Here is a 14,023-nt window from a genome sequence, read left to right as displayed (position 1 = left end):
GGGAGGACATCGTATGCGCGTCGTATTGACCGGAGGCGGGACGGGAGGACATATTTATCCGGCTCTTGCCATTGCCGAACAGTTGAAGACAGACAGGCCCGACACCGAGTTTTTGTATATCGGAGGCAAGCGGGGATTGGAAAATTCAATCGTTCCCGAAACCGACATGCCGTTCGAAACGCTTGATATTACGGGTTTTCGGCGAAGTTTGTCAGCAGATAACATCAAGACCGTGCTTCGTTTTTTAAAAGGCGTGCAAGCTTCGTCCGAGTTGTTGGAGAAGTTCAAACCCGACGTGGTCGTAGGAACCGGCGGTTATGTATGCGGACCTGTGGTCTACGCTGCCCATAAACTGCGAATTCCGACCTTGATTCACGAACAGAATGCGATTCCCGGACTGACCAATCGTTTTCTAAGCCGATACGTGAGTACGGTCGCCGTAAGTTTCGACGGCACGCAGGATCAGTTTCCCAAGGCTAAAAGAGTGATGTACAGCGGGAACCCGAGAGCCACGACGGTTCACCGGGCGAATGCCGCCGAAGGATTCCGTTTATTGGGATTGTCCCAAGGAACGCCTGTCGTGCTTGTGGTTGGCGGAAGTATCGGGGCAAAAGCGATTAACGAGGCCATGCTGCAAATGGTCACGGATATCGTGCGCATGCCGGACGTGCACTTTGTGTACGTGACGGGTAAACGGTATTACGAAGAGGCAAAGCGCAGTTTGGAAGAGGCACCGTGGGTAATGCCTTCCAACCTGCACGTGCTGCCTTACGTGGAGCGCATGCCGGAAGTGCTGGCGGCGTCCATGCTTGTCATCAGCCGTGCGGGAGCTTCATTCTTGGCCGAAGTGACTTCTCTGGGGATTCCCGCCGTATTGATTCCGTCGCCGAACGTGACCAATAATCATCAGGAAGTCAACGCCAGGGCGTTGGAGGACGACGGAGCAGCCATTGTGATTGCCGAGCGGGATCTCAGCGGGGAAAGTCTTTTAAGGGCAGTGGAAGCAGTCGTTCAAGATGAGTATTTGCGGCTCAGAATGGCTGAATGTTCGGCAAGGCTCGGCAAGCCGGATTCCGCGGCCGTGATCACGGCGGAGCTTCGAAAGTTAGCCGTGCGGGCCCAAGCCATTCGCCGGGGCGCTTTGTGAGCAACCTTCGTCTTTGCCATCGAGCGCGGCACGTGTATAATGAACGTAACACAAAATTCCGTCGCCCGAACAGGCAAGCCCAACCGCAAATAAGATTGGGCTTATATGGAAGAGACGTAAATTCCGCGTACTGTGCAATTAACCGCTTGGCTTCGTCTTGTCGTGCTTCCGGGACGGACGTCTGGCGGCCGGATGGAGAATGGCCATGCTGAAAGTCGTTAAACCGATCGAAAATCAAGAGCAAGAGTCGCGCAAGCCCGGACGCAAGGGACGCTGGAAACTTTGGCTGCTCCTGACCGTTCTGCTGGTCGCAGCGTTGAGCGTTATTTTTTTCCGCTCTTCGCTAAGCCATATTCAGCAGATCGAAGTCGAAGGCAACGTGTACGTCGACCGCTCGGCGGTGATCGAAGCGGCGGGACTGCGTATCGGAGGTCAATTCTTCGCGTCGAGCGCAACGAACGTCGAGCAGCGGATCGTGTCGAATCTGAACGCGGTCGAGTCTGCGACGGTAGAGAAGCGGTTTCCCGGGAAGATTCTGCTTCGCGTAGACGAGTACAGTCCGGTCGCTTACGAGCTGCTTGAGGACGGCAGCGTACAGGCTCTATTGGGCAGCGGCGCCGAGATTCCGCTTCGGGATCAGGGGCTGCCGGCCGAAAAGCCGATGCTGACTGAATGGGAGGGGAAAGAAGAAGAAAAGGCAAGGCTTTGCCGCGTGTTGGCTTCGGTGCCGGACGGTTTGTTATCCGATCTGTCCGAGATCATGCCGGCTTCCACGGAATCGTATCCCGACAGAATCCGAATTTACACGCGATCGCGTTTTGAAGTGGAGACCACCGTGTCCCTGCTCAAAGACCGCTTGGAAATTTTGGACGGCATTACCGAAACCCAAAGTCCGGGATCGATCAAAATGTTCGAAGCCAATGTTTACGTTCCTTTCGTAAATGCCGAACTCGAAACCGAGTCGGGCGAATAAGAGCCTTAAGGCCTGCTACTCCCGGATTATAAAAGATGCTATAATGTTTGCTGTATTCTCGCAAAAAGATACACAAACTGCATAAAAAAATTCGAAATGAAAGAGGGAAAGTTTAAGCCGTGTTGAATTATTCTATGAAGATACGAATAAAGCCCGGCTTTAAACGAACCAAGTGATCAATTTTGCAAACGGGAGGTGCCAAGGGCTTGAGCAACAATGACATCATTGTTAGTTTGGACATCGGTACATCCAAAGTTCGTGCTATTATCGGGGAAATCAGTAATGGAACCTTTAATATTATTGGAGTTGGATCGGCCGATTCGGAAGGAATCCGAAAAGGCGCCATCGTTGACGTCGATCAAACCGTCCAATCGATTCGCGGCGCCGTGGAACATGCCGAGCGAATGGTCGGCATTCAAATAACGGAAGTTTACGTCGGCATATCGGGCAGCCATATCGGATTGCAAGCAAGTCGTGGAGTCGTAACCGTATCGAACGAGGATCGCGAGATCGGAGAGGACGACATCGAACGCGTAACCAAAGCCGCCGAGGTTGTGGCTCTTCCGCCGGAACGTGAAATCATCGACGTCGTTGCCAAGCAGTTCGTGGTTGACGGCTTGGAGGGAATTCAGGATCCGCGGGGCATGATCGGATCCCGCCTGGAGGTGGAAGCTACGATCGTCACCGGCGCCAAGACGGCTATACATAACCTCTTGCGTTGCGTGGAGAAAGCCGACCTCAAGGTGAAAGAACTGGTGCTGATTTCCCTCGGGGCCGGCCAGCTGGCACTTACCAAGGATGAAAAGACGATGCGTACGGCGATGCTCGACATCGGCGCGGGACAGGCCACGATTTCGATTTTCGAAAATGGCCATCTTGCAGCCGTATCGACGCTTCCGATCGGGGGCGAATACGTAACGAATGACATTGCCTACGGTTTGCGCACAGTAACCGATCAAGCGGAAAAGGTTAAGCTGAAGTACGGTTGCGCCATGATGGCGGACGCTGCGGCGGACGTCGTATTCAAGGTCAATCGGATCGGCAGCTCGGTCGAGAAGGAATATACCCAGGAAGACTTGGCTGCGATTATCGAGCCGCGTGTTCAGGAAATTTTCCAACTTATCCATCAGGAGATCCATCGTATGGGTTATCGGGACATCTCCGGGGGGTATGTACTGAGTGGCGGAACCGTTGCGATGCCGGGTGTTTTGCAGGTCGCGCAGAGCGAACTTTCGGCATCCGTCAGACTCGCGGTGCCTGATTACATCGGCGTTCGCGACCCGGCTTTTGCCAGCGGAATCGGTATCCTGTACAGCGTGATTCGCAAGAATCGCAGTCGGGGCGCCGCAGTTCCGGGTAAAAAGCCCGTGAACCGTCCTCAATCGAGCCCAAAACCGGAGACGGGCCAGAAAACCGGTTTCCTAGAAAAGCTCAAAAATATGTTTAGCGAATTTATATGAAGAACACAAAAACGAGCCCATCCAAGGAAAACGAGGGGGAGATGGAGGAATATGTTGGAATTCGATTTCGAAATGGAGAGCCTGGCACGCATTAAAGTGATCGGCGTTGGCGGTGGCGGCAGCAATGCGGTCAACCGCATGATCGAGAACGGCGTGCAAGGCGTGGAGTTTATTACGGTCAATACGGATGCGCAAGCCCTTCATTTGGCCAAGTCGGAGCACAAATTGCAGATCGGCGATAAGCTGACTCGGGGTCTTGGCGCGGGGGCCAATCCGGATGTCGGTAAAAAAGCGGCAGAAGAATCCCGTGAACTGATCAGCAACACGCTCAAAGGCGCGGATATGGTATTCGTCACCGCGGGTATGGGCGGCGGTACGGGAACGGGCGCGGCTCCGGTCATTGCGGAAATCGCTCGCGAGTGCGGCGCGCTGACGGTGGGGGTCGTCACGCGTCCGTTCACGTTCGAAGGCCGCAAACGCGCCGGTCAAGCCGAGCTGGGCATTGAAGCGCTGAAGGAAAAGGTAGATACGCTTATCGTCATTCCGAACGACCGGTTGCTTGAGATCGTCGATAAGAAAACGCCGATGCTCGAAGCCTTCCGTGAAGCGGATAACGTATTGCGTCAAGCCGTTCAAGGCATTTCCGATTTGATCGCGGTTCCGGGTCTGATCAACCTTGACTTCGCGGACGTGAAAACGATCATGACCGAGCGCGGTTCCGCGTTGATGGGAATCGGGGAAGCAGCAGGCGAAAACCGTGCGGCGGATGCGGCGCGCAAAGCGATCATGAGCCCGCTGCTCGAAACGTCCATCGAAGGCGCCAGAGGCGTAATCATGAACATCACCGGCGGATCGAATCTGTCGCTGTACGAAGTTAACGAAGCGGCGGAAATCGTCATCGAGGCTTCCGATCCGGAAGTCAACATGATCTTCGGTGCGATCATCGACGAGAACATGAAGGAAGAGATCAAGGTAACGGTCATCGCAACCGGGTTTGAACACAAACCTGCTCCATTGAAGCCGATCGTCCGCAAACCTTCGACTCAACAACAGCCTGAAGCTCAAAACGACCGTTCGCAGCAGCAGCCGCAGCGTCCGGCCTTTGATCCTCAACAGCAAGGCGGAGATCAGTTGGACATCCCTACGTTCCTGCGCAACCGTTCACGCCAAAACAACGATTAAAAAGCAGTCCGATTCAAGGGAGATCCGCTTTCGTCACTCGGAAGCGGATCTTTTTTCAATAGAGAAAGGGAAGCGTCGATAAAGCGCTACCCGCATGCCGGTAAGGAGGAAGCGAGAGAAATGACAAGCTTTCAAGAGCCGTTTGTCCGTCGAGTGGCGGATAACGGAGCTGAAGTATTCGATATTGCAGCTTGGAAAAGTCTTGATTACTTAAGTGCAGGTTTTACGGGACGCTCAGGTGGGGTAAGCAAAGGGTATCATGCCGAATTGAACTGCGCGCTGCATGTGGGCGACGATCCGGAAGCCGTGGCGGAAAATCGCTCCAGAGTGGCAGAAGCGGCAGGGTTTCGTTTTGAAGATTGGACGAGCGGCGAGCAGGTGCACTTGGCCGAGATTGCGGTTGTGACCGCAGCGGATCGCGGCCGGGGACGGCTGGATCGCGAGAGTGCTTTTCCCGATACGGACGGTCTCCTCACCAATGTTCCGGGCGTGCTGCTTACTTCGTTTTATGCCGATTGCGTGCCGCTGTACTTTTTCGATCCGGTCAAGCTGGTTGTCGGTCTTGCGCATGCCGGATGGAAAGGAACCGTCGCGGAGATCGGCCTTCGCATGGTAGAAAAAATGAACGAACAATACGGCAGCCGCTCCGAAGATATCCTCGCCGCGATCGGACCTTGCATCGGCGAAAGCCGTTATGAAGTCGACGCAACCGTGCTGGATCGGGTACGCGAAGTGCTGAGTCGGGACTTACCCGCCCGATCGCGCGAATTATCCGACTTTTCCGCGGATTCCGGGGGCGGGAAAGCGCTGCTGAACTTGAAAGAATTGAACCGACACATTATGATAAGATCAGGAATACGTCCGGAAAGCATCGCGTGCACGAGTTGGTGTACGAGCAGCCGGACCGATCTGTTCTTTTCGCATAGACAGGAAAAGGGACAGACCGGAAGAATGGCAAGCTGGATAGGACTGAAAGAAGGAGGCACGTTCCGGTGACATTGGAACAGCGGATCGCGCACGTGAACAAGGTCGTATCGGAAGCTTGTGAACGCGCGGGCAGATCGCCCGAAGAAGTGAACATTGTAGCGGTGACGAAATACGTTTCTGTCGACAAAACAAAGCAAGTGCTGGATAGCGGCATCGTCCATCTTGGGGAAAATCGCTGGCAGAGCGCCAAACCGAAGTGGGAAGCGCTGGGAAGCCGAGGCATCTGGCATTTTATCGGCCAGCTCCAGAGCAACAAGGTGAAGGATGTGATCGGCAAGTTTGCGTATATCCATTCCTTGGACCGTTTGTCCCTGGCCAAAGAACTGGAGCGCCAGGCGTCAGCGGCCGATATAACGTTAAAAGCATTCGTTCAGGTTAATGTGTCGGGCGAAGATACGAAAGCAGGCTTGCCGCCCGAAAAAGTATTTGATTTTATCCGGCAGCTGGGTGAATTCCCTCACATCGAAGTGATCGGACTTATGACCATGGCCCCGTTTGATTCGGACGCAGAGTCGGCTCGACCGGTCTTTCGCGGATTGAGAGAGCTGCGAGACGAATTGAATGCGAAAAACGTTCAAGCAAAGCCGATCGAACATTTGTCGATGGGCATGTCGGGAGATTTTGAAGTCGCCATTGAAGAAGGTGCGACCTGGGTTCGCCTGGGCTCTATTCTGGTAGGAAAAGAGGAGGACTGAAGATGGGTGTCATGAACCGTTTTATGAATTTTCTCGGCCTGCAGGAAGAAGAGGAGATCGTGGAGCGCGAAAAAGTCGTGGAGTCCGATGATCAACCGTATGAATCGGCCGCCAATCAGGAACCGCGGAAGAACGGCAAAGCGAATAACGTGGTGAGCATTCATTCGCAAAAAAACGTAAAGGTGATTCTGGTCGAGCCCCGTACGTACGACGATGCCCAACAGATTGCCGATCATCTGCGCGCGCATCGTTCCGTGGTCGTGAATTTGCAGCAAGTGCGCCGTGACCATGCCAAACGGATTATTGACTTTTTGGGCGGTACGGTCTATGCGATCAACGGAAACATATCCAAAGTCGGAGGAGACATCTTTCTTTGCACGCCGGATACGGTCGAGGTCGAAGGTACGATCGCGGACCTGATTCGCGAGGATCACGAATTTAATCAAATGAGGTGACGATAGCTTGGTAGGATTGCTGATTCAGATTTATCAACTCATCCCAACGTTATTCCAGATTTATTCTTGGATTCTGATTATTTACATCCTTATGTCTTGGGTACCCAATGTTCGGGAAAGCCAAGTCGGCGTAATTCTGGGGAAAATCGCCGAGCCGTACTTGTCCATTTTCCGCAGATTCATCCCGCCGATCGGCGGCATGCTGGATATTTCCCCGATCGTCGCGTTGTTCGTCCTGCAGTTCGTGCAAGGCGGAATTTTATATTTGTTCCAATTGTTGATTCGTGCCATAGCGTAAACGGATCATGAATGTCAGAGGAGTTTGACAGATGTCTAAAAACACACATGAACACGTCCATCCCGACGAGCGGGAATTCGTGGATCGTGCTTCCGAATGGCTTGAAGGAGCGGCCCGCTATCACGAGTTGAAGCTGACCGACTTTCTTGATCCGCGCCAGCTTCAACTATTGTCGATGTTGGCGAATTCGGAACAAGACGTAGCGATTCGCCTTGAAGGCGGAAGTCCCCAGGCGGAGCGGCGCCGAGCCGTAATCGCGCCGGATTATCGGGACCTGGGCGACGAGGATATGAAATTGGCCGTGCTGTCGATCACTCCGGCGGACAGCAAGTTCACGGAGCTTGCGCACGGTGACTATATGGGATCGGTACTTGGACTTGGCATGAAGCGTTCCAAGATCGGTGATATCCATCCGCGCGAAGACGGTTGCCACATCGTGGTAGCTGCCGAGATCGCGGATTTTCTTAATCTGGAGCTGAGACAGGTGCATCGGGTCAGCGTATTTACCGAAGTGCTGCCGATTGCCTCATTGCGCGCTTCGGAATCGGAGCTTGCCGAAATGGAACTCACCGTGGCTTCACCGCGTCTTGACGGAATTGTCAGCGACGTTTACCGCATGAGTCGGGCAAAGATTCTCGCGCCGATCAAAGCCGGCCGCTGCCGCGTCAACTGGAAAGTCGAAGAAGATCCTTCCAAAACGCTGCGTGAAGGCGATACGGTATCGCTCCAAGGATTCGGTCGCTTCCGGGTGTTGGAGATCGGCGATCTGACGAAAAAAGGGCGTTATCGTGTCCGCATCGGAAAATTCGTATAACGGTTTGTGTGGAACTATGCAGGAATTCACGTTTCGATGTCGAAATTCCGATAAAACCAAAAGGACTGCCTGCGCGCAAGCGCAGCGGTCTTATGCACGGACGTGATGCAGCCTGAGCTTTCGCCGAGGGGTTGGCAGCGTGCTTAATACATTGGAGGTGCACATCATGGCATTAACACCGCTGGATATACATAACAAAGAATTCAGCCGGCGTCTTCGGGGATACGACGAGGATGAAGTCAACGAGTTTTTGGATCAGGTCATTAAGGATTACGAAAGCGTGATTCGGGAAAACAAAGATCTGCTGCATCGGATGACTTCCATGGAAGAACGTCTGAATCACTTCATGAACCTGGAAGAGACGCTGAGCAAGACGATTATCGTGGCGCAGGAAGCGGCGGATGAAGTCCGCGGCAACGCGAAAAAGGAAGCACAGCTGGTCGTGAAAGAAGCGGAAAAGAACGCCGATCGCATCATCAACGAGTCGCTCGTCAAATCTCGTAAAGTTGCTGTAGAGATGGAAGAACTGAAGAAGCAGGCTTCGATCTACCGCACGCGTTTCCGGACGCTGATCGAAGCGCAGCTTGAACTGCTGGCCCAGGATGGTTGGGATGCCCTGGATCGTCAAAGTCGCGAGCTTGATCGCGAAATGGAACAAGCCCAGGCTGATCGTCGCTCAAGCGAACTGTACTAAGCGGCGGCTGACCGTCCTCTGTGTCAACTATTGACAACCGGCGCGGTTAGCGCTATAAATAAAAGACGCCGTATCGGCGTTTTATTCGTAAACAATCATGAATCAAATTCAACGATGGGAACAGTAAGTCATGCTATTCGTTCTTCAGAGAGCCGGGCCTTTACGAGCTGCAAGCCGGCGTGCGAAGCATAGACCGAAGATCATCCCGGAGAAGTACGTTCGAATCCTTTTTGCCAAGTGATCGCGAGGTTCGCAAAAAGAGAGTAGGCCGTACCGGAAGCCGACCGTTACAACGGACCCGTATTGATCGATACGGAGACTAAGGTGTCGCTTTTTTGCGCGGTGCCCGAAAAGCGGAGTGCTCAGACGTTTTTCGGACAGGACGTGCAATCGGCGAAACAAGGGTGGTAACGCGAGCTAACCTCGTCCCTTTTCAGGGACGGGGTTTTATTTTTGACCAAAAAAGGAGCCGACAACGATGCAAAGAGTCGATGTGAAAGAAAAAGCGCGCGCACGCGACCTGCGTGTGCTAAACCGTTGGAATGAAGAAAATACGTTCAAACAATCGATCGAAAACCGCGAAGGCAAGCCGAATTTCGTTTTCTACGAAGGTCCGCCGACCGCAAACGGGGTACCGCATATCGGACACGTGCTGGGACGCGTCATTAAGGACTTCGTAGGCCGCTACCAGACGATGAAAGGCTTCCATGTCGTGCGCAAAGCAGGCTGGGACACGCACGGACTTCCGGTCGAACTGGGCGTGGAAAAGCAGCTCGGCATCTCCGGCAAGCACGATATCGAAGAGTACGGCGTCGAGAAGTTTATCAAAAAGTGTAAAGAGAGTGTCTTCACGTACGAGAAACAGTGGCGCGATCTGACCGAAGCGATCGGCTACTGGACAGACCTCGATAACCCGTACATCACGCTCGACAACAAGTACATCGAGAGCGTCTGGAACCTGCTCGGCACCATCCACGACAAAGGACTGCTGTACCGCGGACACCGCGTCAGCCCGTACTGTCCGTCCTGCCAAACGACGCTGAGCTCGCATGAAGTGGCCCAAGGCTACGAAGACGTCAAAGACCTGAGCGCCACGGCCAAATTCAAGCTGGAAAACGGCGAATTCGTTTTGGCTTGGACGACGACGCCTTGGACGCTGCCTTCCAATATGGCTTTGGCCGTTAATCCAAGCATGACGTACGTGAAGGTAAAGCAGGAAGGCGAAGTGCTGATCCTGGCGAAAAACTTGACGGGAAGCGTGCTGAAAGGCGAATACGAGACGTTGTCCGAGCTGCAAGGCTCCGAGCTGGTGGGCTTGAGCTATGACGCTCCGTTCCATTACTTTACGCCGGAAAAAGGACATGTGGTACTCGGCGCGGACTTCGTTACGGATTCCAGCGGTACGGGTATCGTGCATTTGGCGCCTGCTTTCGGCGAAGACGATTACCGCGTTTGTCGCGAAAACGGGATCAGCTTTATCAATCTCGTCGATTCGCAAGGCCGTTTCGTGGACCAAGTGACCGACTTCGCCGGACGTTTCGTCAAAGACGGAGAAATCGACATCGAAATCGTGAAGTACCTTTCCGAAAAAGGCCGTCTGTACAGCAAAGAAAAATACGAGCACAGCTACCCGTTCTGCTGGAGATGCCACACGCCGCTGCTGTACTACGCGACGGACAGCTGGTTCATCCAAACGACTGCGGTCAAAGACAAGCTGGTCGAAAACAACAAAGGCGTAAAATGGTACCCGGATCACGTTCGCGACGGCCGCTTCGGCAAGTTCCTGGACGATCTGATCGACTGGAACATCAGCCGTAACCGCTACTGGGGCACGCCGCTCAACGTCTGGGTATGCGAAGAGACAGGCAAGCAGTACGCACCGAAAAGCATCGCCGATCTGCGCGAACGCGCCGTAGACTTCGTGCCGGAAGACATCGAGCTGCACAAGCCTTACGTGGACGAGATCAAGCTGAAATCGCCGTTTGCCGAAGGCGCGGTCATGACCCGTACGCCGGAAGTGATCGACGTCTGGTTCGACAGCGGATCGATGCCGTTCGCCCAACAGCATTATCCGTTCGAAAACGAAGAAACGTTCAAAGCGCAATACCCGGCCGACATGATCGTGGAAGGCATCGACCAGACGCGCGGCTGGTTCTACAGCTTGCTGGCGGTATCGACCATGATCACCGGCGAAGCGCCGTACAAATCCGTGATGGCGACCGGCCATATCCTGGACGAGAACGGTCAGAAGATGTCCAAATCCAAAGGCAACGTGGTCGATCCGTGGGAAGTGCTCGAAGAGTACGGCATGGACGCGTTCCGTTGGGTCATGCTGGCCGACAGCGCGCCGTGGAACACGAAGCGTTTCTCGAAGAGCGTCGTCGGCGAAGCGAAGTCGAAGGTCGTGGACACGATCGTGAACACGCACGCGTTCCTGACGCTTTATGCGGATATCGACGGTTTCGATCCGGCGGAATATCCGTTCCAAGTGCCGACGGGCCGTCTGGACCGTTGGATCTTGTCCCGTCTGCACAGCCTGGTGACAACGGCGAACGAAGCGTTGTCCGACAACGACTTCCTGACCGCGGCAAAAGGCATCGAAGAATTCGTCGACGGTCTGAGCAACTGGTATATCCGTCGTTCGCGCGACCGTTTCTGGGGCAGCGGCCTGACGGAAGACAAGCTTGATGCTTACCGTACGCTGGCCGAAGTGCTGAGCACGCTGGCGCGTCTGATCGCGCCGTTCATGCCTGTATTGGCGGAAGACCTGTACAGCAATCTGGGCGGCAAAACAAGCGTGCATTTGGCCGACTATCCGGAAGCCGACGCTTCGCTGATCGATGCCGAGCTGGAGCGCGATATGAAAACGTCGCAGCAGATCGTTGAACTTGCGCGCAACGTGCGGAACGAAAACAGCTTGAAGACGCGTCAACCGCTGTCCGAGCTGATCGTGTCGATGGACCGCGAATTCGATTTGGCGGATTACGCCGAGATCGTCAAAGACGAGATCAACGTGAAGGAAATCCGTATCGAGAGCGGGGACAGCGACTTCGTCGATTACACGCTCAAGCTGAACTTGAAGGTAGCAGGCAAAAAGTACGGCAAAAACGTCGGCTTCCTGCAAAACCATTTCAAAGGCATGACGGCGGAAGAAACGCGCGCGGTCGTGGACAGCGGCTCGTTCAATATCGCATCGACCGACGGCGAAGAGCTGCAGGTGACAAGCGAAGAGCTGTTGATCGAGAAAAAGGCCAAAGAAGGTTTTGCTTCCGCTTCGGGCTACGGCTTGACCGTCGCATTGAATACGGATGTGACGCCGGAGCTTGAACAAGAAGGCTGGGTTCGCGAGATCGTCCGTGCGGTTCAGGATACGCGCAAAAAGCTCGACCTCAAGGTTGAGCAGTACGTGGATCTGAAGCTCGACGTCGACGCCGAACTGCAAGCCGCGCTTACCGCGTTTGAATCTGTGTTGCGCGAGAACGTATTGGTCAACCATGTATCGTTCGGCAGCGCGGACGGTATGGAGCGTATGACGCTGAACGGTAAAGAAGTCGGAATCAAAGTCGATTGATGTAAGAATAAGGGACGAATCAAGCAAATAAGACGCAGCAAACAGTGCCTGTGCAAATCTGACAGGCACTGTTTGTTTGTTATAAAGAGAAGATGTATTCAAAGCGCCTTCCTTCGAGGTAGGAAGATACGCTTTGGGACGATAGACGCTCTATTCGGCGCTGTGCTACAATAGACGGGTTGGAAAGGACGCACTTGCTTCCGTTTCCCGGGACTCATGAGCATGTATCTTAAATACGAGGTGACGGATTAACGTGATTTATTATGTGATCGCGCTTGTAGCTTTTCTGATCGACCAAGGAACGAAGTATCTGGTAGCTACGCGTATGGAAATTCGAGATCAAATTCCGGTCATCGGCGATTTCTTCATTTTGACTTCGCACCGAAATAAAGGCGCCGCATTCGGCATTTTGCAGGAGAAACAGTGGTTCTTTATCATTGTGACTCTGGTGGTCGTAGCCGGGATCATTTGGTATCTTCAGCGGGTAAAAAGTGCCAAAGGTTCGGCACGCATGCTTCCGATCGCCCTCAGCTTGGTACTGGGCGGAGCGCTCGGCAACTTCCTGGACCGCGTTCGCATGGGCGAAGTCGTGGACTTTTTCCTGTTTAATTTCGGCAGTTACAGCTTTCCGATCTTCAACGTGGCCGATGCCTGCATCGTGGTCGGCGTCGTGCTGATTATCCTCGATACGCTGCTCGATTCGCGTCGTCCGAATGAACCTCAGCCTGCAAACCAGCCAGAACAACGTACGGAGGACTAATTAATGACTGAACAGCCATCCAATGTTCCTGACGCTTCGGCGGAAGAGAACGGTAACGAAGAAGAAGTTTTGCAATGGAACGTTGCTGCCGAAGACAATAAGCAGCGCCTTGATAAATACGTCACCGAATCGATCGAAGGCGACGTATCCCGTTCCCAGATTCAACTTTGGATCGAGCAGGGGCACGTTACCGTAAACGGACGTACCGCGAAAGCCAACTACAAGCTGTCCGCAGGCGAGCAAGTCGAAGTCCGCGTACCGCAGCCGGAATCGGTCGATATCGTAGCCGAAGACATTCCGCTTGAGATCGTCTACGAAGACGCCGACGTGATCGTCGTCAACAAACCCCGCGGCATGGTCGTCCATCCGGCTGTAGGTCATTCATCCGGCACATTAGTCAACGCCCTGATGTTCCACTGCAAAGACCTGTCCGGCATCAACGGCGAACTCCGCCCCGGTATCGTGCACCGCATCGACAAAGACACCAGCGGCCTCCTGATGGCTGCCAAAAACGATAAAGCGCACGCGTCTTTGTCCGCGCAGCTCAAAGACCACTCCGTGAGCCGAATCTATAACGCATTGGTACGCGGCAACATCGCGCACACCCACGGCACCGTCGAAGCCAACCTGGCCCGCGACCCTCACGACCGCAAAATGTACACGGTTGTCCAAGCCGGGGGCAAACACGCCATCACGCACTTCAACGTCATTGAACGCTTCGGCGATTACGCTTTGCTTGAACTGAAGCTCGAAACCGGCCGTACCCACCAGATCCGCGCCCACATGAAATTCATCGGCCACCCTCTGGTCGGCGATCCCATGTACGGCCGAAGCGGCGGCATCAAAATGCAGGGCCAAGCCCTTCACGCCGCTTCACTGGGCTTTACGCACCCGACGACCGGAGAACGCCTTGAGTTCTCCGCCCCGTTACCTGCCGATATGGAAGAGCTGCTGACCTACCTTCGCAGCCGCTAACGCGATTGCCTT

General features: G+C 54.1%; 13 protein-coding genes. All 13 read left to right on the top strand.

The window, feature by feature from the left end; genetic code table 11:
• Positions 1–13 precede the first annotated feature (13 nt).
• The 13 genes from murG (at position 14) to HRQ63_RS20635 (ending at position 14,011) form a co-directional block, all read left to right on the top strand.
• Positions 14–1,147: an undecaprenyldiphospho-muramoylpentapeptide beta-N-acetylglucosaminyltransferase gene (gene murG, locus HRQ63_RS20695; RefSeq protein WP_172247073.1), complete on the top strand. Its 1,134-nt coding sequence runs from the start codon at positions 14–16 to the stop codon at positions 1,145–1,147.
• A gap of 205 nt (positions 1,148–1,352) precedes the next feature.
• On the top strand, positions 1,353–2,120 hold the full coding sequence (locus HRQ63_RS20690) for a cell division protein FtsQ/DivIB (RefSeq protein ID WP_172247072.1): 768 nt from the start codon (positions 1,353–1,355) through the stop codon (positions 2,118–2,120).
• Positions 2,121–2,326: 206 nt separating this feature from the next.
• The gene (gene ftsA, locus HRQ63_RS20685) at positions 2,327–3,580 is read left to right on the top strand and encodes a cell division protein FtsA (protein ID WP_172247071.1); all 1,254 of its coding nucleotides are present in this window, start codon (positions 2,327–2,329) and stop codon (positions 3,578–3,580) included.
• Between the two features lie 51 nt (positions 3,581–3,631).
• Positions 3,632–4,762, top strand: a complete 1,131-nt coding sequence (ftsZ, locus tag HRQ63_RS20680) for a cell division protein FtsZ (RefSeq protein ID WP_172247070.1) — start codon at positions 3,632–3,634, stop codon at positions 4,760–4,762.
• A 120-nt stretch (positions 4,763–4,882) separates the two neighbouring features.
• The gene (gene pgeF / locus HRQ63_RS20675) at positions 4,883–5,758 is read left to right on the top strand and encodes a peptidoglycan editing factor PgeF (RefSeq protein ID WP_172247069.1); all 876 of its coding nucleotides are present in this window, start codon (positions 4,883–4,885) and stop codon (positions 5,756–5,758) included.
• Positions 5,755–6,444 carry a YggS family pyridoxal phosphate-dependent enzyme gene (locus HRQ63_RS20670; protein ID WP_172247068.1) on the top strand — a complete coding sequence of 230 codons (690 nt, stop codon included), beginning with the start codon at positions 5,755–5,757 and terminating at the stop codon, positions 6,442–6,444. The genes pgeF and HRQ63_RS20670 overlap by 4 nt, the downstream gene beginning before the upstream one ends.
• Before the next feature lie 2 nt (positions 6,445–6,446).
• A complete protein-coding gene (locus HRQ63_RS20665; protein WP_172247067.1) occupies positions 6,447–6,899 on the top strand; it encodes a cell division protein SepF in 453 nt (150 codons plus the stop codon).
• A gap of 16 nt (positions 6,900–6,915) precedes the next feature.
• Positions 6,916–7,197, top strand: coding sequence for a YggT family protein (locus tag HRQ63_RS20660; RefSeq protein ID WP_172247278.1), 282 nt, complete (start codon positions 6,916–6,918; stop codon positions 7,195–7,197).
• A gap of 31 nt (positions 7,198–7,228) precedes the next feature.
• Positions 7,229–8,011, top strand: a complete 783-nt coding sequence (locus HRQ63_RS20655) for a YlmH family RNA-binding protein (RefSeq protein ID WP_172247066.1) — start codon at positions 7,229–7,231, stop codon at positions 8,009–8,011.
• Positions 8,012–8,177: 166 nt separating this feature from the next.
• Positions 8,178–8,705 carry a DivIVA domain-containing protein gene (locus HRQ63_RS20650; RefSeq protein ID WP_037289870.1) on the top strand — a complete coding sequence of 176 codons (528 nt, stop codon included), beginning with the start codon at positions 8,178–8,180 and terminating at the stop codon, positions 8,703–8,705.
• A 478-nt stretch (positions 8,706–9,183) separates the two neighbouring features.
• Positions 9,184–12,276 (top strand): isoleucine--tRNA ligase, encoded by a 3,093-nt coding sequence (ileS, locus tag HRQ63_RS20645; protein WP_172247065.1) that lies wholly within the window; start codon positions 9,184–9,186, stop codon positions 12,274–12,276.
• 253 nt (positions 12,277–12,529) lie between these two features.
• The gene (gene lspA, locus HRQ63_RS20640) at positions 12,530–13,036 is read left to right on the top strand and encodes a signal peptidase II (protein WP_172247064.1); all 507 of its coding nucleotides are present in this window, start codon (positions 12,530–12,532) and stop codon (positions 13,034–13,036) included.
• Positions 13,037–13,039: 3 nt separating this feature from the next.
• Positions 13,040–14,011: an RluA family pseudouridine synthase gene (locus HRQ63_RS20635; protein WP_172247063.1), complete on the top strand. Its 972-nt coding sequence runs from the start codon at positions 13,040–13,042 to the stop codon at positions 14,009–14,011.
• The last annotated feature ends 12 nt before the right edge of the window (positions 14,012–14,023 follow it).

It is taken from the genome of Saccharibacillus endophyticus (assembly GCF_013185185.1).
Taxonomy (GTDB): Bacteria; Bacillota; Bacilli; order Paenibacillales; family Paenibacillaceae; genus Saccharibacillus; species Saccharibacillus endophyticus.
This window is presented reverse-complemented; position numbering and strand designations above follow the sequence as displayed.

What these genes read in the sequence shown, in the direction of transcription:
- murG (WP_172247073.1), top strand. Translation starts at nt 14, where the DNA reads ATGCGCGTCGTATTGACCGGAGGCGGGACGGGAGGACATATTTATCCG.
- HRQ63_RS20690 (WP_172247072.1), top strand. Translation starts at nt 1,353, where the DNA reads ATGCTGAAAGTCGTTAAACCGATCGAAAATCAAGAGCAAGAGTCGCGC.
- ftsZ (WP_172247070.1), top strand. Translation starts at nt 3,632, where the DNA reads ATGTTGGAATTCGATTTCGAAATGGAGAGCCTGGCACGCATTAAAGTG.
- pgeF (WP_172247069.1), top strand. Translation starts at nt 4,883, where the DNA reads ATGACAAGCTTTCAAGAGCCGTTTGTCCGTCGAGTGGCGGATAACGGA.
- HRQ63_RS20665 (WP_172247067.1), top strand. Translation starts at nt 6,447, where the DNA reads ATGGGTGTCATGAACCGTTTTATGAATTTTCTCGGCCTGCAGGAAGAA.
- HRQ63_RS20655 (WP_172247066.1), top strand. Translation starts at nt 7,229, where the DNA reads ATGTCTAAAAACACACATGAACACGTCCATCCCGACGAGCGGGAATTC.
- HRQ63_RS20650 (WP_037289870.1), top strand. Translation starts at nt 8,178, where the DNA reads ATGGCATTAACACCGCTGGATATACATAACAAAGAATTCAGCCGGCGT.
- ileS (WP_172247065.1), top strand. Translation starts at nt 9,184, where the DNA reads ATGCAAAGAGTCGATGTGAAAGAAAAAGCGCGCGCACGCGACCTGCGT.
- HRQ63_RS20635 (WP_172247063.1), top strand. Translation starts at nt 13,040, where the DNA reads ATGACTGAACAGCCATCCAATGTTCCTGACGCTTCGGCGGAAGAGAAC.